The organism is Aquamicrobium soli (assembly GCF_042646345.1).
GTDB classification, from domain to species: domain Bacteria; phylum Pseudomonadota; class Alphaproteobacteria; order Rhizobiales; family Rhizobiaceae; genus Mesorhizobium; species Mesorhizobium soli_A.
The window spans coordinates 178750-197316 of the sequence record NZ_JBHRTK010000031.1; the positions used below are offsets into that span (position 1 = coordinate 178750).

At 66.1% G+C, this 18567-nt stretch carries 22 protein-coding genes; 16 read left to right on the forward strand and 6 right to left on the reverse strand.

Going from position 1 to position 18567, the window contains the following annotated elements:
• Nucleotides 1-285 precede the first annotated feature (285 nt).
• The 3 genes from ACFOHJ_RS22975 (at nucleotide 286) to ACFOHJ_RS22985 (ending at nucleotide 2530) form a co-directional block, all read left to right on the forward strand.
• The gene (locus ACFOHJ_RS22975) at nucleotides 286-714 is read left to right on the forward strand and encodes a MucR family transcriptional regulator (RefSeq protein ID WP_378225178.1); all 429 of its coding nucleotides are present in this window, start codon (nucleotides 286-288) and stop codon (nucleotides 712-714) included.
• Between the two features lie 603 nt (nucleotides 715-1317).
• Entirely contained in the window at nucleotides 1318-1716 is a 399-nt protein-coding gene (locus tag ACFOHJ_RS22980) for a helix-turn-helix domain-containing protein (protein ID WP_378225179.1), read from the forward strand.
• Between the two features lies 1 nt (nucleotide 1717).
• Nucleotides 1718-2530, forward strand: a complete 813-nt coding sequence (locus ACFOHJ_RS22985; RefSeq protein ID WP_378225181.1) for a DUF6456 domain-containing protein — start codon at nucleotides 1718-1720, stop codon at nucleotides 2528-2530.
• 18 nt (nucleotides 2531-2548) lie between these two features.
• On the opposite strand, the gene ACFOHJ_RS22990 is transcribed toward ACFOHJ_RS22985, so the two are convergent.
• Both ACFOHJ_RS22990 and ACFOHJ_RS22995 read right to left on the reverse strand, forming a co-directional pair.
• Entirely contained in the window at nucleotides 2549-2977 is a 429-nt protein-coding gene (locus ACFOHJ_RS22990) for a SufE family protein (protein ID WP_378225183.1), read from the reverse strand.
• Nucleotides 2978-3026: 49 nt separating this feature from the next.
• A complete protein-coding gene (locus ACFOHJ_RS22995; protein WP_378225184.1) occupies nucleotides 3027-3350 on the reverse strand; it encodes a DUF5330 domain-containing protein in 324 nt (107 codons plus the stop codon).
• Between the two features lie 473 nt (nucleotides 3351-3823).
• Here ACFOHJ_RS22995 and ACFOHJ_RS23000 point away from each other — a divergent pair, with 473 nt between their 5' ends.
• The 3 genes from ACFOHJ_RS23000 (at nucleotide 3824) to ACFOHJ_RS23010 (ending at nucleotide 6790) form a co-directional block, all read left to right on the forward strand.
• A complete protein-coding gene (locus tag ACFOHJ_RS23000) occupies nucleotides 3824-5596 on the forward strand; it encodes an ATP-binding protein (protein WP_378225361.1) in 1773 nt (590 codons plus the stop codon).
• On the forward strand, nucleotides 5571-6353 hold the full coding sequence (locus tag ACFOHJ_RS23005) for a peptidoglycan-binding domain-containing protein (RefSeq protein ID WP_378225186.1): 783 nt from the start codon (nucleotides 5571-5573) through the stop codon (nucleotides 6351-6353). Before ACFOHJ_RS23000 ends, ACFOHJ_RS23005 begins: the two co-directional genes overlap by 26 nt.
• 89 nt (nucleotides 6354-6442) lie before the next feature.
• Nucleotides 6443-6790, forward strand: a complete 348-nt coding sequence (locus ACFOHJ_RS23010; RefSeq protein ID WP_378225188.1) for a DUF1491 family protein — start codon at nucleotides 6443-6445, stop codon at nucleotides 6788-6790.
• On the opposite strand, the gene ACFOHJ_RS23015 is transcribed toward ACFOHJ_RS23010, so the two are convergent.
• The 4 genes from ACFOHJ_RS23015 to ACFOHJ_RS23030 form a co-directional block, all read right to left on the reverse strand.
• Complete coding sequence (locus tag ACFOHJ_RS23015; RefSeq protein WP_378225190.1) at nucleotides 6777-7766, reverse strand: hypothetical protein; 990 nt, start codon at nucleotides 7764-7766, stop codon at nucleotides 6777-6779. The genes ACFOHJ_RS23010 and ACFOHJ_RS23015 overlap by 14 nt on opposite strands.
• A gap of 388 nt (nucleotides 7767-8154) precedes the next feature.
• On the reverse strand, nucleotides 8155-8718 hold the full coding sequence (locus tag ACFOHJ_RS23020) for a DUF1254 domain-containing protein (protein ID WP_378225191.1): 564 nt from the start codon (nucleotides 8716-8718) through the stop codon (nucleotides 8155-8157).
• On the reverse strand, nucleotides 8711-9295 hold the full coding sequence (locus tag ACFOHJ_RS23025) for a DUF1214 domain-containing protein (RefSeq protein WP_378225193.1): 585 nt from the start codon (nucleotides 9293-9295) through the stop codon (nucleotides 8711-8713). Before ACFOHJ_RS23025 ends, ACFOHJ_RS23020 begins: the two co-directional genes overlap by 8 nt.
• Nucleotides 9296-9396: 101 nt before the next feature.
• Complete coding sequence (locus ACFOHJ_RS23030; protein ID WP_378225195.1) at nucleotides 9397-11556, reverse strand: transglycosylase domain-containing protein; 2160 nt, start codon at nucleotides 11554-11556, stop codon at nucleotides 9397-9399.
• A 297-nt stretch (nucleotides 11557-11853) separates the two neighbouring features.
• On the opposite strand from ACFOHJ_RS23030, the gene ACFOHJ_RS23035 reads away from it, so the two are divergent.
• From ACFOHJ_RS23035 to ACFOHJ_RS23080, 10 genes are all read left to right on the forward strand, one after another.
• On the forward strand, nucleotides 11854-12303 hold the full coding sequence (locus ACFOHJ_RS23035) for a hypothetical protein (RefSeq protein WP_378225197.1): 450 nt from the start codon (nucleotides 11854-11856) through the stop codon (nucleotides 12301-12303).
• A gap of 64 nt (nucleotides 12304-12367) precedes the next feature.
• Nucleotides 12368-13552, forward strand: coding sequence for a DNA-packaging protein (locus ACFOHJ_RS23040; protein ID WP_378225199.1), 1185 nt, complete (start codon nucleotides 12368-12370; stop codon nucleotides 13550-13552).
• 9 nt (nucleotides 13553-13561) lie between these two features.
• Nucleotides 13562-14746, forward strand: coding sequence for a phage portal protein (locus ACFOHJ_RS23045; protein ID WP_378225200.1), 1185 nt, complete (start codon nucleotides 13562-13564; stop codon nucleotides 14744-14746).
• A gap of 23 nt (nucleotides 14747-14769) precedes the next feature.
• Complete coding sequence (locus ACFOHJ_RS23050; RefSeq protein ID WP_378225202.1) at nucleotides 14770-15123, forward strand: DUF6107 family protein; 354 nt, start codon at nucleotides 14770-14772, stop codon at nucleotides 15121-15123.
• The gene (locus tag ACFOHJ_RS23055) at nucleotides 15113-15694 is read left to right on the forward strand and encodes an HK97 family phage prohead protease (RefSeq protein WP_378225204.1); all 582 of its coding nucleotides are present in this window, start codon (nucleotides 15113-15115) and stop codon (nucleotides 15692-15694) included. Before ACFOHJ_RS23050 ends, ACFOHJ_RS23055 begins: the two co-directional genes overlap by 11 nt.
• A complete protein-coding gene (locus tag ACFOHJ_RS23060) occupies nucleotides 15691-16947 on the forward strand; it encodes a phage major capsid protein (protein ID WP_378225206.1) in 1257 nt (418 codons plus the stop codon). The genes ACFOHJ_RS23055 and ACFOHJ_RS23060 overlap by 4 nt, the downstream gene beginning before the upstream one ends.
• A gap of 109 nt (nucleotides 16948-17056) precedes the next feature.
• On the forward strand, nucleotides 17057-17626 hold the full coding sequence (locus ACFOHJ_RS23065) for a head-tail connector protein (RefSeq protein WP_378225207.1): 570 nt from the start codon (nucleotides 17057-17059) through the stop codon (nucleotides 17624-17626).
• Nucleotides 17626-17961, forward strand: coding sequence for a phage head closure protein (locus ACFOHJ_RS23070; RefSeq protein WP_378225209.1), 336 nt, complete (start codon nucleotides 17626-17628; stop codon nucleotides 17959-17961). Before ACFOHJ_RS23065 ends, ACFOHJ_RS23070 begins: the two co-directional genes overlap by 1 nt.
• Entirely contained in the window at nucleotides 17958-18143 is a 186-nt protein-coding gene (locus ACFOHJ_RS23075) for a hypothetical protein (protein ID WP_378225210.1), read from the forward strand. The genes ACFOHJ_RS23070 and ACFOHJ_RS23075 overlap by 4 nt, the downstream gene beginning before the upstream one ends.
• Nucleotides 18124-18534 carry a DUF3168 domain-containing protein gene (locus tag ACFOHJ_RS23080; RefSeq protein WP_378225212.1) on the forward strand — a complete coding sequence of 137 codons (411 nt, stop codon included), beginning with the start codon at nucleotides 18124-18126 and terminating at the stop codon, nucleotides 18532-18534. Before ACFOHJ_RS23075 ends, ACFOHJ_RS23080 begins: the two co-directional genes overlap by 20 nt.
• Nucleotides 18535-18567: the final 33 nt, after the last annotated feature.

The window sequence follows — 18567 nt, forward strand, 5'->3', positions numbered from 1 at the left end:
GTCCTGCTTATGTCGTATAAAGATATGAATTCTGGTTTCTGCATCGATTGAGTGCATTCATGAAGTGATACTACCGCGAAGGTTGTATAAGGCGGCAATAAATTAGACAGATGTTGGAATAAATTATTCATATTGTGGAATGCAGCACAATGATCGAATTGACTTGATTGTCTTGTTGCGTCATTAACAAGCCGCAATGCGAATCGTGGTGACGTGCGAGACCTGACGCTCCCTATAGTCGGCACGCGCGATGATATTCCCGCAACACTTTAAGGGCATCTGTTGATGGATACTGCGGACACCGCTTCGAGGAACAGCGACATGCTGATCGAGCTTACCGCCGATGTGGTCGCTGCTTATGTCAGCAACAATCCTGTTCCGGTCGGCGAACTCCCCGGCCTCATCGCCGACGTTCACGCGGCCCTTGGCCGGGTAGGCGGCACCGTCGAACAGCCCCCGGCCGACAAGCAGAAGCCGGCCGTGAACCCCAAGCGATCCGTCCATGACGACTATCTCGTCTGCCTCGAGGACGGCAAGAAGTTCAAGTCGCTGAAGCGCCACCTGATGACCCATTATGGCATGACGCCCGACCAGTATCGCGAGAAGTGGGGCCTGGAGGCTACCTATCCGATGGTGGCTCCCAACTACGCCGCCGCCCGCTCGGCCCTGGCGAAGAAGATGGGCCTGGGGCGCAAGCGCAAGCCGTCGCGCTGATCTTCGTTTCCTCCGTAGTGGGCAGTCCACGGCGCCGTTCGGCGCCGTTTCTGTTTGGGCGGGCCGTTTTCCATTTGGCCTTCGTCGCTTCTTCCTTTGCCGCCTGCCGGCCGCGCAGCCGGTCCAGCACCTGCTTGAGCGCAATGTGGCGGTTGAGGTCGTAGCTCCAGTGCCGCCGCACGCCCTTCAGCCGCTCGCGCTCGATGATCCTCTCGACGCGGCGCACGAGATTTGCCCTGCATTCCCCATCGGCTTTCAGCGCCGCCGAAAGATCGATGCCGCAGGCGAGTTGCAGCGCGGCAAGCTGGCGTGCCTGTGCCGTTGCCTCTGTCTGGCGTGAACCGAAAACGCTGGCTTCCTCGCGAAGACGCATGTCCTTCTCCTGCTGCGATGGGGTGCGGCTACTATCGAGGCCGGACCCAAGGCGGGGAGAGATTCACGCGAAATTTTCCGAGGTGTTTCCGAAAACCGATAATTTCCAGTGCGTTGCGGCGCTCGGCGCTGCTTGTGAGTTCTTTGTTTGTTCACATCTCCGCCGGCGATGGGTATAAGGAAGATATTCCTATATCTGGAGGGCCTATCGTGCAGCCGATGCAATCAACCATGTCGAAGCAGCCGTCGCAGCCGGCATCGGAGCGGGAGATGGCGCCCAGCGAGTTCCGGCCGACGCCGAAGCGCCGCGACGAGGCCGCGCTTGAAACCTGCGAGTGCCTGATCGACATCGTGGCGGCCCTGTTTTCCGTTTCCAGCAAGGAACTCCGCAAGCCCGGACGAACGGCCTTGCCGGTGTCGCGCGTGCGCCAGATCGCCATGTATGTCGCCCATGTCGTGCTGCGCATGACCATGAGCGACGTGGGAGCCGGGTTCGGCCGGGACCGAACCACGGTGCAGCATGCCTGCCAGGTCATCGAGGATCTGCGCGACGATGCCGAGTTCGACCGCTTGGTGCAGGTCGTCGAACGGGTCGCCTCGGCGGCGTTCCGGAACCGGACAGGCCTTTGACATGGATGACGACATGGACAATTCGACCGCGCGGCGGCGCGTGCTGCGTTTTCTTGCGGCCGGCGCGGCAACCATTCGCCCGGCGTCGCGGCCCCGCCAGGTGCTGCTGGAAGCGGGCGAACGCGGTACGATCGCCGTGGAAGGCGCGGTTCTATCTTCCCTCGCCGAGCAGGGAATGCTTGTCAGGACTTCCCACAGCGTAGCGCTCTCGGCCAGCGGGGTGGCGCTGGCCGCTCGCCTGGCCTTGCCCTCGGCCGCGCTTCAGGACCGGCATCGCGACCTCGACGTGGTTGCCGTGGAAGGCGCGGTTGGCACCGCCATGGCGCTCGCCAATCTTGCGGAATCGCCGCTGGCGCAACTGGTCAGGCGCAAGGGCCGCGACGGCAAGCCTTTCCTGAGCGATCGCGAGTTCCAGGCCGGCGAGCGGCTTCGTGCCGACTATACGCGCGGCCGGATCATGCCCCGTCTCGGCGCGAACTGGGTCGCCAACGTGGCCTCGGGCAAGCGCGCCGGCAATGGCGGCCTCGTGGACTTGACGGATGCCGCCCTTGCGGCGCGCCAGCGGGTCGACAAGGCGATCGTTGCCGTTGGGCCGGAACTGGCCGGCGTGCTGGTCGATGTCTGCTGCTTTTTGAAGGGCCTGGAACTTGTCGAGACCGAACGCGGCTGGCCGGTGCGCTCGGCCAAGGTCGTGCTCAAGACCGCCCTCGGCGTGCTGGCGCGACACTATTCCCCCGCCGACGGCGCGGATCGCCACCGCAGGCATCAGGTGTTGCATTGGGGCGCGGACGACTACCGGCCGAAGATGTCCTGACCTGAACTCTGCGCGGGTTCAGGCCGTCTGCTTCAGCGAAGCCTCGGCATCCCGCTTGATGCGGTTGACCATCGAGCGCAGGCCGTTGGCGCGCTGGCGCGACAGATGCTCGTCGAGGCCGAGCGTCTTGAGCGTCGCTTCCGCATCCGTGTTCAGGATCGTGCTCGCCTTCTGGCCGGAAAACAGCGCCAGCATGATGGCTACGAGGCCGCGCACGATATGCGCGTCGGAATCGCCCTGGAACGTCATCGTCGGGTCGGCGCCGTCGCCCACCTCGGTCGTCAGCCAGACCTGGCTCACGCAGCCGGGCACCTTGTTCTCCGCCGTGCGGGCGCTGTCGGGCAGGGGATCAAGCGTATCGCCGAGTTCGATCACATAGCGATACCGGTCTTCCCACTCGTCGAGGAATTCGAAGTCGTCGCGGATGGTTTCGATTGTCGCGGTCATGTCCGTGGATATAGGCGCGGTGCCGCGCCGCGTCACGGAAAAAGCGACATCAATTGCCCTGGGCGACGCTGCCGGTGGTCGTCTTGGTGTCTGGCTGGGCGGCGGGATCGGATTCGTCCAGCATTTCCGCCGCGATCCTGGCCGTCTTGAGCGCTCGCACGGTGACGGTGTGCATGGCGGACTTGCCGGTTTCGCACACGTCGGGCTTGCGCTCGCACAGGCCGGAAAGGTCGCCCACGGCCTCACCCGCCGCGACCAGCGCCTGGATCGGACTGACGCTTGCCTGGCCGGAGGGGTCGTCCGACGCCGTGTCGAACGGTAGGGCCAGCAATACCAGCGAGAACCAGAAAGCCATCCTGATCAGAAAGAACATCGTGCCTGTCCTCGTTGTCGTCGCGCGCCGCGTAGAGGTCGCGGCCTGTCGGTGCGAATACTGGCACGGCCGCGAAAAGGACGGCTTGCCGTGAAGCATTGTATTTGCATCAAATTCTATAGGAATTGGTAACGACTTGTTCTGATTTGAATCTGTAGTGAATTGCGTGGTTTGCAGTAACGTAAAAATAACCATCTAAGGCTTTGAGCGGAAAAGGGTTCTCCCGATACCTCGATTTTCGGCGGCTGCGCGGCAGCAGCGGTTTCGGCTAACCCTCCGTTTACTATGACGGCAATTGCCCGCTCTGCCTGCCGCTAATCGCTTTGCGGCCCCTGTTGTCGGGGGGTGCCTTATCCATTCCTTAAAGGCTCGATGCGAATTTCGGATCAGTCAAAACGATCTGCCTGCCAGAACCAGTACGAGTGTGTTGAGTGAGTTCGATTGCCGCCAGATATGTTGAATTGCTCGGCGCGATGGCTGTCGGTTGTGAAAGGCTGGTTCACCCGTCCGTCGAGGACGAGCGGCAGCGCCTTTGCCAGCGCCGCTTCATCGGCGCCATGCTGGCGGCCCCGTTTTTCATCGCCGGCGCGGCGGTCACGCTCGTCACCGCCGGCATCGGCGCGGCAGTAACCATCGCCACCATCTTTGCCGCCTTCGGCCTGTGCTGGATCGCCGCGCTGCTGGTGGCCGCCTCCGGCACCATGCGCTGGGCCGCTCCGGTGGCGCTCTTGTCGGCCAGCCTCGTCGGTGTGGGGCTGATTGCCGCCGCCGGCGGCCTTGGCTCGCCCGCAGCACTGCTGGTGCTGGCGCTGCCGGTCGAGGCCCTGTGGGTCGCAGGCTCCCGCAGGGCGGTCCTGTGGGGAGGCGCAGCCGGACTGGCCGCGATCTGCCTGCAGGCTTTTGCCGCAACGCTTTTTCCTGAAGGCACGGGCATTGCCGCCTGGCACTGGCTGCTGCCGCTGGCGTGGATCGGCACAGTCTTTCTTCGCCGCGACGGGTTTCGTGCCCTGTTCGGCGCAAGCAGCGTCCCCACGACCGAAACCCGGATCGAGGACATGCTGGATGCGGTCGTGGTGCGCATGGCGCGGCAGGGCGAGGTGCTGGACGTGTCCGACAAGGCGCACGCCATTCTCGGCCTCGCGCCCGAACTGCTGCTTGGCAGCGGCCTTTTCGACCGTATCCACCTTGCCGACCGCGTTGCCTATCTGAGCGCGCTGGCCGATCTGCGCGAAGGGGCATGCCTGCGCAAGCTGGAATTGCGCATCCGCCTGCCACAGGCCGGTACCGAAACGCATGCCGGCAGCTATCGCTGCCTCGCGCTGGAGCTGATGGGGCCGGCTGGCGAGGCCGAGCCGTTCGTGGCGCTTCTGCGCGAGGGCGACGTCGTTGCCGATTTGCGCGAGGAACTGGACGAAGCCAACGAGGCCGCGGCCGGCGCCGAGATCGCCAAGGGCCGTTTCCTTGCTGCGGTGAGCCATGAGTTGCGCACGCCGCTCAACGCCATCCTCGGCTTCTCCGACATGCTGCTGCACGAGATGTTCGGGCCGTTCAGCGACCCGCGCCAGAAGGAGTATGTCGGCCTCATACGCGAGTCCGGCCAGCATCTTCTGTCGGTGGTGACCTCGATCCTCGACGTGTCGAAGATCGAGTGCGGCGCCTATACGACCGAACCGGAGCCGTTCCACTTCGCCGAAGCGGTCGAGATGTGCCATTCGATGATGCGCATGCAGGCCGAGGCGAAGGCGATAGCGCTGACGACGCAGGTTCCTGCCGATATCGGCGAGATCAACGCCGACCGCCGGGCGGTCCAGCAGATCCTGATCAACCTGGTCTCGAATGCGGTCAAGTTCACGCCCGACGGCGGTGCCGTCGGCATCGGCGCCAAGCGGATCGGCTCGCATCTGCATTTCTGGGTGAACGACACCGGCATCGGCATTGCCGAGGAAAATTTGGCCAGCCTCGGCAAGCCGTTCACGCAGATCCAGAACGGCTATACCCGCGCCTTCGAGGGTGCTGGCCTCGGCCTTTCCCTGGTCAAGGGGCTGGTGGCGCTGCACGAGGGCACCATGGCGATCGAAAGCGCGCCGGGAGAAGGAACCAAGGTAACCATCAGCCTGCCGGTGGAAGGGCCGCGCGAACGGGGCCGGGAATCGGCCGTGGTACCGATGAGCGTGACGGGATCGGGCCTGACCCCGACCTACAAGACCAGGGAGGCCGGGAATGGCCCGCTCCGCAAAACAGCGTAAGCCGGCCAAGCGGCGCGCGGGCATGATCAAGACGGGCGCGGCCGCTCTCGGCACCATGATCTCGGAAAACCCGGTCCTGGTGGGCGGCTCGACCGCCTTCCTGGTGACGTTCTTCTTCGTCTCGGCCAATGCGCTGTGGTATCAGCCTTTTCCCCATACCAGCGCCTTCTTCGCCACGCGCGCCATCCAGGGCTTTGCGCCGCCGCAGGTGGACGAACCGGAGACGACCTTCAACATCGAGAGGCCGCCGCCGCCTGCGCCAGCACCCGTGCCGCCGCCCGGCGACCCGACGGTGAAGCAGGTGCAGGGCATCCTGCAGAACCTGAATTTCTACACCGGGGCAGTGGACGGCCTCCGCGGCCCGGCCACGTCCAAGGCGATCGAGGCCTATCAGCGCAAGGTCGGGCTGCCGCCTTCCGGCGAGATCGACGACCGGCTGCTCGAACAGCTTGGCGCGACCCCGACGACCGGCGCGGTCACGCCGCAACCGCAGCCGGCACCCCGTGGCCAGGCGGCTAATGCGGCGCCGGCTGCCGCGCCTGGCGCGCCGGCCGCCGGTGACGCCGATGCCCGGATCGTCAAGATACAGGCCGGGCTGAAAGCCTTCGGCAACGACGACATCCAGTTGGACGGCGTGGTCGGCGCGCGCACCAGTGCGGCGATCCGCGAATTCCAGTCGCTTTTCGGCCTGCCGGTGACCGGCAAGCCTGAAGAAGGCGTCTATGCCAAGATGCGCGAGATCGGCCTGACCAATTGAGGCAGCAGACCGGGCGTGCTACCGGCGTTCGCGGCCCTCGATGCCTTCCTGGCAGAAAGGCCTGATTTTCACCGGGAGCAAGCGCCGCCATGCGCGTAACCGCTGATTTGTGGGTGTCGGCGCTGCTGCGCCGGGTGTTTGCCGCCGGTGGCTTTGCGGCCGTCGTCAAGCGCGGCGCGGCGGAGGCCGGCGCGGTCTTCGTGCTTTCGCGCGGGCGGCTCGGCGAGACGACGCTGTTCGGCCCGGCGCCGCAGACCAGCTACGATTCGGCCAAGCCGGACGAACGCTATTTCACGGTCATCGGCGCCGGCGAGGACACCGATTCACTCGAGGCGAGGCTGGAGCGGGAAAAGCGCTTCGATCCCGACATATGGGTCGTGGAGATCGAGGCAGGCGCCGTCCCGGTCGAGGAACTGATTTCCGTCAGGATGCCTTGATGCCGGCAAGCCGGTCGCGGGTGGACGCGCGCGCATCGGCATTGGCCGGCTGCGCGATCCGGTCCAGCGCCTGCGACAGGCTTTCGGCCTTCCATTCCTCGACCTTGCGCCGGGCGACGTCGAGGTGAAGCGTCCGGTATCGCGAAAGAAAGAGGCGGATCGCCTCCGGGTGCGGGAACAACCTCGGAAATATCGCGACGGCGATCAGGAACGCCTTGTCCTCGCCGACATCGAGCGCCCGTAGCGCCACCAGCAGGGACGAATAGGAACTGCCGTCGGTGAGCGGGCGGGCAGCCGCGAAGTCGAGTTCCAGCGCGTCGGCAAGCGCCGTCTGGAAGAAGGTGACGTTGCCCGTCAGCGCCGTCTCGCGAAGCTTGGCGTAGGTCGAGCCTGCCGGGGCGTTGAGGGCGCTGTCGCGCTTGCGATCGGCGGCCATGATCGAGCGCAGCCGGTGACGCACCTCTTCGGCGGCGCGGCCGGGGGTAGCGTCCGTCTTGTCGGTTGCTTCCGCAGGCTGAGTTGCCGCCGGTTGTTCGAGCGGTTCGGTTTTCTGGACGAGCGTCGGCCTTTCGAGCGCCCGGATCAGGCTTGCGATGGTCGGGTGCAGGTCCTTGCGGCGCGCGATGGCGCGTGCATGCGGCAAGCCGTGACGGCCGATCAGCGCGATCAGGTCGATATCGGTCAAGGCGCTCGAGCGGATGAGAAGCGGGGCCGCGATGCTCACCGGCTCTTCGGCGAGGCGCCGCACCAGCGCCGGCGGCGGATATTCGCATTCCGACAGGGCCGCGGCGACGAAACGGCGTGATTCCACCGAGACGCCGTCCAGCAGGGAAAGCGTCAGGTCGTCCACCTGCGCGATCTCGCGGCGGGAAGGGCGGGGCAGGGAGCAGAAGGCGGTGATCGCGGCGCGAAACAGTCGTTCGCCTTTTCCTGAATGGCCGCGAATGGCAATTTGCCTGAAATCCGACGATGACACGCGATACGCCTTGATGCACTCGGTACACGTCACGTCTTCACGCTGCCGGCAGGCCGGCCTCACCGTGAGCCATGATTACGGAAAATTAGCGCTGATCCGTTAGCGTTCCGTTAACTCTCTGGGTGCCTTATTCATCCCTGGAGGCGTTGCGTTGTGCTCCGGTTCAACCGAGAGGAATGCGCGAACCATGGGCAGTGTCCTGTCTTTCGTGCCGCGACAGGCGGCAACCGGCCGACATCCCCGGACGAACGGGGAACCGGCAAGCGTCATCATCTTCCCAGGCGTGCGCTACGAACGATCGCCGGCCAGGGACAAGCGCGGAGGGCCGCCGTCGAAGGGGGACGAGCCGAGGGCAGCCCCTTCGCCGCGTCGGTAAAAATTCCCGCCGTCACGGCTGGCGCGGCTCGCACGAGCTCTGCTCGAGGAAGCGCGAGACGGACGGCCGCCAGCTCTCGTCGGGGATGAAGGCCCGCACCACGAGCATGCCGTCGGTGATCGGCGCCTCGATGAAGACCGATCCCTGATATTCTTCCGGCAAGTCCTTGCGCACCTCGTTCATCTGGGTGGGCGTCAGCACGACGGCGTCGAGGCGGCCTTTGGACGCCGCATGGTCGTTGAAGCTGTAGATGTTGTTGCCGCTGCCGTCATAGACGGAAACCGACCAGAACGGCAGCGTGGCCGCCGACTCCCCGGCCGGGCCCTTGACGTGCGCCATGCCGTCGGCGAGGTCGAAGCGGCAGGCGGCCGCCGCAAAAAGCGGATCGACGGACCGGACCGCGGGCGCACCGCCGGTCTCCGCCTTGAGCGCGGTCATCGTGTAGGGGCCGGAGGTTGCCGCCAGCCTTGCCCAGGCGCTTTGCCCCGAAAATTGGGGCACCAGCAGCAGCACCGCGATATGGACGATGCCCGCGCCGACAAGGCCGACAAGGATGGCGTGCAGGAGCCTATGCATGGCAGCCCGCCTTGCGCACCAGCGGCAGCGTGACGTCCGACAGGCCGGTGCTGCTGGCGATCGGCGTATCGTAGAAAGTGAGCACGAAATGGAGCGGCCCGTCGCCGCGCACCGGCAGCCAGTTGCCGGGATAGGGCTGGCGGCCGACCGAGATGATCGCGGAATTGTCTGGCTGGCGCAGGATTTCTTGGGCGTGGAGGGCGGCCGGACGGGCCATGCCGGTCGCGATCACGTCCAGCGACTGGTCGGCCGCATAGAGCGTCCACAGGCGCGCCGTCGGAAAGCTTCCCTCGATCGAGTAGGCGCATTCGCGGCGTAACGGATCGCCGGCCGTATCGTGGTCGGCGACGAAGGAAAGCCCTTCAGCCCGGCCGAGCGCCAGCACCCCGGCGCGTGCCACCCGGGCTTTCGAATAGGGATCGGCGTCGGCGGTGCCGATATCGGGAAAGGCGGTCCACACGCCGATATGGATGGCGTCGAGGCCGTTGCGGGCATCGAGCATGTACCAGACGCTGCCTCCTCCGCCGACGATGGCTATGGCAAGCGCGAACACGGTCAGGAGGACGTTTTTCAGCATGGGCCGCCAGAACGAAGGATGCGTTGGGGATAGCGCGGGCAGGGCGTCCGGGCAAGCGCGGCGCACGATGGCAGCCTTGCGGCAAACCCGGGGGAGGTGGCCTACAAGGCCGAAAGCGTCTCCGGTTCGGGAGGATCGGCGAGGTTGGGCGCCGACTGGAACAGGATGGTCATTTCGCGCAGCGTCCGCGTCGTGTTGCTGGAAAGGACCGGCGGGCGGGCTGCCTCGGCGTCGGCCGCCTCCTTTTCGGCCCGCTTCTTCTCGGCCGCCTCGGCCTTGGCAGCCACCTCGGCGTCGACGTAGGGGTGATCGATGCCGGGAATGGGCTTCAGCTCGATGTTCTGGTGCGCGTAGGCCATCAGGCGTTGCCACACCATGGCCGGCAGCGCGCCGCCGGTCATCTTGTTGGTCGGGCTGTAGTCGTCATTGCCCAGCCAGACGGCCGCCGTGTAGTTGCCGGTGAAGCCGACATACCAGGCGTCGCGATAGGACTGGCTGGTGCCGGTCTTGCCGCCGGAGACGATACCCGGCAGGGCCGCCCGCCGCGCGGTGCCGATCACCGGCACCTGGACGAGCATCGAGTTCATGTACTGCAACGCCTTTTCCGACAGCACCCGGTGTGGCGGCGTCGCGTCCTTGGCGAAATCGTAGATGACTTCGCCCGTGTGGGTGACGAGCTGCGTGATGCCGTGGCGGCTGCCGACCATGCCGTCCTGGGCGAACACGCTATAGCCCGTCGCCTGGTCCATCACCGTCATGCCCGAAGTGCCGAGCACCATGGTCTTGTGCGAGCCGAGCGGCGATTCCACGCCCATGGCCTCGGCCATGGCCTTGATCGGCGCGATGCCCAGCATGTCCTTGGCGAGGCGGACCGGAACCGTGTTGATCGACTTGACCAGCGCGGTGGTGACGGTCATGCGGCCGGCCGAGGCACCGTTATAGTTGCCGGGATGCCAGTTTCCCCAACTGACGGGGGCGCCGGAAACGATCGAATCCGGCGTCAGGCCATGCTCCATGGCGGTTGCGTAGACATAGGGCTTGAACGACGACCCCGGCTGCCGCAGCGCCTTGGTGGCGCGGTTGAACTGGCTTTCGCCGTAGTCGCGGCCGCCGACGATGGCGCGCACCGCGCCGTTGGTCTCGATAACCACGATGGCGCCTTGGCTGACGCGGTAGTCCTTGCCGAACTGGCGCAGGTTGAACTCCAGCGATTCCTCGGCGGCGGCCTGGATATTGGCGTCGAAGGTGGTGTGCGCGACGAGCGAATGCTGGCCGGACTTCGCGGCGATGCGCTTGACCTCGTCGAAGGCCCAGTCGAGGTAGTAGTCGGGGCTTTTGCGCTCGCCGCGATCGACGACGGTAGCCGGGTGAAGCCGCGCCGACAGCACCTGGCCCTCGGTCATGAAGCCCGCGTCGACCAGGTTGGTGAGCACGACGTTGGCGCGGGCGCGCGCCGCCGGCAGGTTGACGTGCGGGGCATATTTCGTCGGCGCCTTGAACAGGCCCGCCAGCATCGCCGCCTCGGCGAGGTTCAGGTCCTTGACGCTCTTGCCGAAGTAGAAGTCGGCCGCTGCCTCGATGCCGAAGGTGCCGCCGCCCATGTAGGAGCGGTCGAGATAGAGCTGCAGGATCTGCTTTTTCGACAGGTTGCATTCGAGCCAGACCGACAGGAACGCTTCCTTGATCTTGCGCTCCAGCGTGCGCTCGTTGGAAAGGAACAGGTTCTTGGCGAGCTGCTGGGTGATGCTGGAGCCGCCCTGAACGACCGAATTGGCCCGCACGTTCTCCGAAACCGCGCGGAACAGGCCGATGAAATCGATGCCGTAGTGCTCGAAGAAGCGGCGGTCCTCGGTGGCGAGCACGGCCTTGATGACGTGGTCCGGCATCTCGTCCACGGGCACGCTGTCGCGCTGGAGGATGCCGCGCTGGCCGATCTCGTTGCCGTAGCGGTCGAGGAAGGTGACGGCGAAGTCGCCCTGCGCGCGCCAGTCGCCGGTCGTGTCCTCGAAAGCCGGCAGAGCCAGCGCCAGCATGATGACGGAGCCGGCCGCGCCGAAGGTGAAGGCCTCGCTCGCGACCTCGACGATGCCGCGCCGCCAGCCGGAAACGCGGAAGCGCCGAAAGAAGATGGTCAGCGTTTCCCAGATTTCGCGCGCCTTGAAGCCGGCCTCATAGAGCGAGGAATCGAGCCATGCGTCGACCGCCAGCAAGAACGCGGCGATGCGGCCTCTTTTCCTGTGCTCTTTGTCGGGGGCGGTCATGTTGATCCGGCAGGGGCTCCAACGCGCGGTATGGGAACACATTACGACGATTTTTGCGCAGCGTACCGTGGGCAGGTTTTCGCCGATTTAAAATTTCGCCACAAGCGTAAATGGGACACAGTGGGCGAACGTCACTGCTGCCGAAATTTATAGGAATAAATTCTTGACACCGTAACGGTGCTCTGGTAGGGCCCAGCTATCGTCGCAAAGTTGCGGCCAGGGCAGCCCGGAGGCTTCCTTTTCGGGCGCGCAAGACAATCAGCACATGGATGGATCGGTATGGTTGCAGGCCCGGCCTTGCAATGGGCCGCGTTGCGCGCCCTGCATGAGGGGGCGGCGCCGAGCCTTGACTTGTTGGCGCAGGCCTGCGGCCGTTCACCGGCCGCGATGCGCAAGCGGGCCGCAAGCGAAGGCTGGCGGGATGCGGAAGCGGCCATGCAGCTTTCCAACCAGGAAAAGCGGCTGCGGGCACTCCTCGACCAGCAGATCGGCAAGGCGGAGGCAGCGGGCGCGGACGAGGCAGGTAGCGCATCGGCGGACAAGGCGCGCATGGACGCGATCGCCGCCGTGATGCGCACACTCGAGAAAATTGGCGAAATCACGCGCAGCGACAGCGGCGCGAAAGAGAACCAAACGAGAAGAGATGAAGACGTGGCCGCCATCCTGCGACGCATCGACGAGCGCATCGTCGAACTGGCGATCGGCTATGTAAGGCGACTGGTCGGCGACCCATCTGAGCCCGGCTGAAGCCGAACTGGTCGCGCAGGAATGGTTTTGTCGTGCCCGGCCGGCGCAATACCCGTTCTCCCTCATGGGCATCATGCCGGATATCTGGCTTGTGCTGGGTGGGCGCGGCGCCGGCAAGACGCGGCTCGGGGCGGAGTGGGTGAATAGCCTGGTGCGCGGACTCGCGCCGTTTTCGCGTGAAAAGCATTCGCGCCTCGCTTTGATCGGCGAAACGCTGGCCGATGTGCGCGACGTGATGATCGAGGGACCGTCTGGCATCGTCGGCATTTCTCGGCATGACCGGCCGCGCTTCGAGGCGAGCCGGCGGCGGCTGCTCTGGGACAATGGCGCGGTCGCCACCGTGTTTTCCTCCGAGGACCCAGACAGTCTGCGGGGGCATCAGTTCGAGGCGGCGTGGTGCGACGAGGCGGCCAAATGGCGCTATCCCGAGGCCTGCTTCGACATGCTGCAATTCGGGCTTCGGCTGGGGGCGCAGCCGCGCCAGATCGTCACTACGACGCCACGGCCGACCGCCCTGATAAAGCGCCTGCTGGCCGATCCGTCCGTCGCGGTGACGCGCATGCGCACCGAGGAGAATGCGGCCAACCTGGCGCCCGGCTTCCTGAAGATGGTGGAGCGGCGCTATGGCGGCACGCGCCTCGGCCGACAGGAACTGGACGGCGAACTGATCGAGGATCGCGAGGACGCGCTGTGGTCGCGCCGCATGATCGAGGAAGCGGCGCTGGACGATCCCGGCGCGCTTGCCCGCATCGTGGTTGCCGTCGATCCGCCCGCGAGTTCGCGCCGAACCTCCGATGCCTGCGGCATCGTTGCGGCCGGGCTTGGCGAGGACGGCAACGTCGTCGTCCTTGCCGATGCGACGGTCAATGCGGCCAAGCCGCAGGAATGGGCGGCCCGCGCCGTGGCGCTCTATCACCGGCTGCAGGCCGATTGCCTGGTGGTCGAGGTCAACCAGGGCGGCGAAATGGCGACGGCGGTGATCCGCACGGTCGATCCGGCCGTTCCGGTGAAGCCGGTAAGGGCGCGGCGCGGGAAATGGCTGCGCGCCGAGCCGGTTGCCGCGCTCTACCAGCAGGGCAGGGTGCGCCACGCTGGCCGCTTCGGCGAACTGGAAGACGAGATGTGCGATTTCGGCCCGAACGGGCTGTCCAACGGCCGCTCGCCCGACCGGGTCGATGCGCTCGTATGGGCCATCACCGAACTGTTGCCTGACTGGTCGGCGCGGCCCCGCATTCGCGACTTACGATAAGGAAACAACATGGCTTGGAACTGGTCCTGGCTGCGTGCGGCGGGAAGCGCCGGCGCGCGCCGTGAACGAAAAACCGCGGCGCCCGGTGGCTTCATCGCCTTTCACGGGCAAGGCGAGGCGCACTGGACGCGCCGTGACTACGCGACGTTGGCGCGCGAAGGCTTCATGCGCAATCCGATCGTGCATCGCTCGGTGCGGCTGATTGCGGAAACGGCTTCGGCGGTGCCATGGCTGCTTTATGACGGCGCGGCCGAGCTGGACGATCATCCGCTGCTGTCGCTGCTGGAGCGGCCGAACGGGCAGCAGGCCGGGGCGACGTTCCTCGAAGGGATCTATGGGCACCTGCTTCTGTCCGGCAATGCCTATGTCGAGATGATCGCGGCCGGCAACGGCGCGCACGAACTGCATCTTCTGCGGCCCGACCGGGTTTCGGTGGCGACCGACGGCACCGGCTGGCCGGTGGCGCTCGACTATCGCGAGGGCGGCGAGCGGCGCAGCGTCCCGCTGGGGCTGGATGACACCGGCAGCGGCGCGCTGCACCTTGGCCTGTTCCATCCGCTCGACGACCATTACGGCTTCCCGCCGCTGGAGGCGGCGCTGATGGCGCTCGATACGCACAACGCGGCCGGGCGCTGGAACAAGGCTCTGCTTGACAATTCGGCGCGGCCCTCCGGCGCGCTGGTCTATGCGCCGAAGGATGGGGGCAATCTTAGCGACGAGCAGTTCGACCGGCTGAAGGCCGAACTGGAGGAGGGCTATTCGGGCGCGACGCGGGCGGGCCGCCCGCTCCTGCTGGAGGGTGGGCTGGACTGGAAGGCGATGGGCCTGACGCCCAAGGACATGGATTTCGTCGAGGCCAAGCATTCCGCCAGTCGCGACATCGCGCTCGCCTTCGGGGTACCGCCGATGCTGCTCGGCATTCCGGGCGACAATACCTATGCCAACTATCAGGAAGCCAACCGCGCCTTCTACCGCCTCACCATCCTGCCGCTGGTGGCGCGCACCGCCAAGGAATTCTCGGCCTTTCTCGGCCAGGCCTTTGGGCGCACGCTGCGCCTCTGGTATGACGCCGACCGCATCGACGGGCTGAACAGCGACCGCGATGCGCTGTGGGCCCGCATCGAGGCGGCGACCTTCCTGACCGAGGACGAAAAGCGCGAGGCGGTCGGCTACCGGCCGCGTGATCTCGTTTGAACCTGCCACGAAAGAACCCGACCATGACCGATCTGTCTCAGACGGGCTGGGTGTGGATCGCCAAGGGCGCCGGCGCCGTCGCCGGCTCGGCGATCTCGCTTGCCTACATCCTTCCGCATGGGCGGCGCGACGCGGCCGCGCGCTTTGCCGTGGGCGTCGTCTGCGGCCTGGTGTTCGGGGGAACTGCCGGGCTCAAGATTTCGACCGAACTCGGCCTCGAAAACATCATCGGCCCGGTCGAGCTGATGCTGATGGGCTCGGCCGCCGCCAGCCTGTGCGCCTGGTGGGCGCTGGGCTTCGTCGTGCGCGCCTTCGACCAGAACACGCTGCTGGACCTGTTGCGGCGCAACAAGCGGGAGAATGCGGATGAAAAGTGAGGCTTCGTCGCGCAGCTTCGAGCACAAGTTCGTCGATCTCGTTCTCGACGAGGTCGAGGCGGATGGCAGCTTCACCGGCTATGCCAGCCTGTTCGGCAAGGTCGACCTCGGCAAGGACGCGGTCGAGCGCGGTGCTTTCGCCAACTCGCTGCGCAGCCGCGGTGCCGCCGGCATCCGCATGCTGTTCCAGCACGACCCCGGCGAGCCGATCGGCACCTGGATCGAGATCCGGGAAGACGCGCGCGGCCTGTTCGTGCGCGGCCGGCTGGCGCGGGACGTGAAGCGCGCCCGCGAGGTTCTGAGCCTGATGCGCAGCGGCGCGCTGGACGGCCTGTCGATCGGCTTCCGCACCGTCAAGGCCCGGCGCGATCCGGCAACCGGCGTGCGCCGTATTCTCGAGGCCGACTTGTGGGAAATCTCGATCGTCACCTTCCCGATGCTGCCGGAGGCTCGCATCGAGATGGTGAAGAGCGGGCGCAAGCGGTCGCCCAAGCCGGGATCGATCCGCGATCTTGCGGAACGCATCCGGCAAGCCACCCGAATGATCAACAAAAGAGGAAACGCTCGATGAATGCACAACCGCAATCCCTGCCGGTCGAGACCAAGTCCGCGCTGGGGGACTATCTCGACCTGAAGGACGCCTTCGGCGAGTTCATGACCACGTTCGAGGCGTTCAAGGAGACGAACGACGAGAAGCTGGCGCAACTGGAAACGCGCATGGGCGCCGACGTGATCACCGGCGAAAAGCTCGAGCGCCTGTCGCTCGCCCTCGACGAGCAGAAGCGGGCGCTCGACAACCTGGCGCTGAAGAAGGCGAGGCCGGTGCTGGGGCGCGACAGCCGCCCGCAGCCTTCCGAGCACAAGAACGCCTTCGACGCTTATATGCGCAGCGGTGACGATCGCCAGCTTCGCGCCCTCGATACCAAGGCGATGTCCTATGGCTCCGGCCAGGACGGCGGCTATCTGGTGCCGGCCGAGACGGAAACGGAGATCGGCAAGCGGCTTGCCGCGCTGTCGCCGATCCGCTCCATCGCCTCGGTCCGGCAGGTATCGTCCGCCGTGCTGAAGAAGCCGTTTTCGGTGACCGGGCCGGCGGTGGGCTGGGTCGGCGAAACCGCCGCGCGACCGCAGACCGATACGGCGACGCTGGCCGAGCTGCAGTTCCCGACCATGGAGCTTTACGCCATGCCGGCGGCGACGGCTTCCCTGCTGGAGGATTCGGTGGTCGATCTCGACCAGTGGATTTCCACCGAAGTGGAGGCGGCTTTCGCGGAGCAGGAGGGCAAGGCATTCGTCACTGGCGACGGCAGCGCCAAGCCCAAGGGCTTCCTGAGCTATCCGACCGTGGCCGAGGCCAGCTGGGCCTGGGGCAAGATCGGCTACACGCTGACCGGCGTTGCGGGCGAGCTTCCCGCGGCCAGCCCGTCCGATATCCTGATCGACACGGTCTATTCGCTCAAGGCCGGCTATCGCCAGAACGCCAACTGGGTGATGAACCGCAAGACGCAGGCGGCGGTGCGCAAGCTGAAGGACGACGACGGCAACTATCTGTGGCAGCCACCGGCGGCCGTCGGCCAGCGAGCCATGCTGATGGGGTTCCCGCTGGTCGAGGCCGAGGACATGCCCGACATCGGCGCGGACGCGACCGCGATCGCCTTCGGTGATTTCGGCCGCGGCTATCTGGTGGTGGATCGCACCGGCGTGCGCGTGCTGCGCGATCCTTACTCCGCCAAGCCCTACGTGCTGTTCTACACCACCAAGCGCGTCGGCGGCGGTGTCCAGGATTTCGATGCCATCAAGCTGCTGAAGTTCGGCACGGCGTAAGGGTTCTATCCCGAGGCGGCGGCCCCCTCCCTCCGCCGCCTGATCGCCTGCCGATGCGGCCCCGGTCCACCCCGTCGGGGCCGCTTCTTTTTCAAGCAAAGGTGAATGAATGACGCTTATCCGTACCGTCGATCCGGCGGCCGAACCGGTGACGCTTGCCGACGTCAAGGCGCATCTGCGCCTGGATGGCGACAGCGAGGACGAACTGCTTGCCGGCCTGATCCGCGCCGCCCGCGAGGATGTGGAGCGGGCGACCGGCCTTGCGCTCATCGAGCAGGGCTGGCGGCTGGCGCTCGACGACTGGCCACGCGAAGGCTGCGCGAGCGTGCCGCTCCATCCGGTGCGCGAGATTCTGGCGGTCACCGCCTATGGCTCGGAGGGCGAGGCGTCGGTGATCGCCCCGTCCAGCTACCAGACCGACATCGCCTCGCGCCCGGCGCGGCTGCGCTTCAGCGAACCGCCCGGAGCGCTACGGGCCATGAACGGCATCGAGATCGACTTCGTCGCCGGCTTCGGCGAGGCCGCGACCGACGTGCCGGACCTGTTGCGGCGCGCCATCGTCCTGCTCGTCGCGCACTGGTACGAGTTTCGCGCGAGCTTCGGGCCGGGCGACCAGCCGGTTTCCTATCCGGCAGGCTACGAGCGCATGATCGCCCCCTTTTGCCGCCGGAGGCTGTGATGGCGGTGCTGTTCATCGATCCCGGCGAGTTGCGCACGGAACTTGCGCTCGAGACGTGTTCGACCGTGCCGGACGGGCTCGGCGGCTTCAGCGAGACATGGAGCGAGACCGCCACAGTGTTCGCGAGGATCGAGCCGGTCGCTGCCGAGAGCGTGTTCGGGGCCGACCAGACACTGGAGAGCGTCACCCACCGCATCACGCTGCGCCGGCGCGACGGCGTGGCGAGCGGCATGCGCCTTGTGCGGGCGGGGCGGGTCTTCGACATCCTCACCGTCCACGATCCCGATGAGAGCGGCCGCTATCTGGTCTGCAAGGTGAAGGAGGCAGGGGCATGAAACTGGCCGTGGCTGTGACTTTGGAAGGGTTGATCCGCGCCATGCGCTGGAACGCGCATGATCTGGCGGAATCCGTCGAGGGGGACGGTGCGGCGCGGAAGCGGCGTCTCGCCGGCGACAGGCCGCAGCGGCGCGCCCCGGCACCGGGAGAGGAGCAGGGCGATGACCGCACCCGCCGCTGAATTTCAAAAGGCCCTGTTCGAGGTGCTGGCGGGCGATGATGCGCTGACCGGCCTGCTCGGCGGCGCAAAGATATTCGACCAGGCGCCCGCCGACGCGCGCTTCCCCTATGCGACGTTCGGCCGGACCAGTTTCTACGACTGGAGCACGTCGACCGAAGGCGGCGTCGAGCAGCTTTTCACCCTGCATGTCTGGTCGAAGGCCAAGGGCAAGAAGGAAATTCTCGGCATCATGGAGCGGGTGAAACTGCGCCTCGACGATGCCGACCTTGCGCTCGAGATGCATCGTCTCGTCAGCCTGCGCTTCGACTATGGCGAAGCCCGCTATGACGAGGACGTGGCGGTCCACCACGGCCTGCTGCGCTTTCGCGCGGTTATCGAAACGGCGGCCTGACGGGGCAAGCCGGAAAAATTACGAACACCAAAA

Coding starts and splice junctions, on each gene's coding strand:
- ACFOHJ_RS22975 (WP_378225178.1), top strand. CDS start 286: ATGGATACTGCGGACACCGCTTCGAGGAACAGCGACATGCTGATCGAG.
- ACFOHJ_RS22980 (WP_378225179.1), top strand. CDS start 1,318: ATGTCGAAGCAGCCGTCGCAGCCGGCATCGGAGCGGGAGATGGCGCCC.
- ACFOHJ_RS22985 (WP_378225181.1), top strand. CDS start 1,718: ATGGATGACGACATGGACAATTCGACCGCGCGGCGGCGCGTGCTGCGT.
- ACFOHJ_RS22990 (WP_378225183.1), bottom strand. CDS start 2,977: ATGACCGCGACAATCGAAACCATCCGCGACGACTTCGAATTCCTCGAC.
- ACFOHJ_RS22995 (WP_378225184.1), bottom strand. CDS start 3,350: ATGTTCTTTCTGATCAGGATGGCTTTCTGGTTCTCGCTGGTATTGCTG.
- ACFOHJ_RS23000 (WP_378225361.1), top strand. CDS start 3,824: ATGGCTGTCGGTTGTGAAAGGCTGGTTCACCCGTCCGTCGAGGACGAG.
- ACFOHJ_RS23005 (WP_378225186.1), top strand. CDS start 5,571: ATGGCCCGCTCCGCAAAACAGCGTAAGCCGGCCAAGCGGCGCGCGGGC.
- ACFOHJ_RS23010 (WP_378225188.1), top strand. CDS start 6,443: ATGCGCGTAACCGCTGATTTGTGGGTGTCGGCGCTGCTGCGCCGGGTG.
- ACFOHJ_RS23020 (WP_378225191.1), bottom strand. CDS start 8,718: ATGCATAGGCTCCTGCACGCCATCCTTGTCGGCCTTGTCGGCGCGGGC.
- ACFOHJ_RS23025 (WP_378225193.1), bottom strand. CDS start 9,295: ATGCTGAAAAACGTCCTCCTGACCGTGTTCGCGCTTGCCATAGCCATC.
- ACFOHJ_RS23030 (WP_378225195.1), bottom strand. CDS start 11,556: ATGACCGCCCCCGACAAAGAGCACAGGAAAAGAGGCCGCATCGCCGCG.
- ACFOHJ_RS23040 (WP_378225199.1), top strand. CDS start 12,368: ATGGGCATCATGCCGGATATCTGGCTTGTGCTGGGTGGGCGCGGCGCC.
- ACFOHJ_RS23045 (WP_378225200.1), top strand. CDS start 13,562: ATGGCTTGGAACTGGTCCTGGCTGCGTGCGGCGGGAAGCGCCGGCGCG.
- ACFOHJ_RS23050 (WP_378225202.1), top strand. CDS start 14,770: ATGACCGATCTGTCTCAGACGGGCTGGGTGTGGATCGCCAAGGGCGCC.
- ACFOHJ_RS23055 (WP_378225204.1), top strand. CDS start 15,113: ATGAAAAGTGAGGCTTCGTCGCGCAGCTTCGAGCACAAGTTCGTCGAT.
- ACFOHJ_RS23060 (WP_378225206.1), top strand. CDS start 15,691: ATGAATGCACAACCGCAATCCCTGCCGGTCGAGACCAAGTCCGCGCTG.
- ACFOHJ_RS23065 (WP_378225207.1), top strand. CDS start 17,057: ATGACGCTTATCCGTACCGTCGATCCGGCGGCCGAACCGGTGACGCTT.
- ACFOHJ_RS23070 (WP_378225209.1), top strand. CDS start 17,626: ATGGCGGTGCTGTTCATCGATCCCGGCGAGTTGCGCACGGAACTTGCG.
- ACFOHJ_RS23075 (WP_378225210.1), top strand. CDS start 17,958: ATGAAACTGGCCGTGGCTGTGACTTTGGAAGGGTTGATCCGCGCCATG.
- ACFOHJ_RS23080 (WP_378225212.1), top strand. CDS start 18,124: ATGACCGCACCCGCCGCTGAATTTCAAAAGGCCCTGTTCGAGGTGCTG.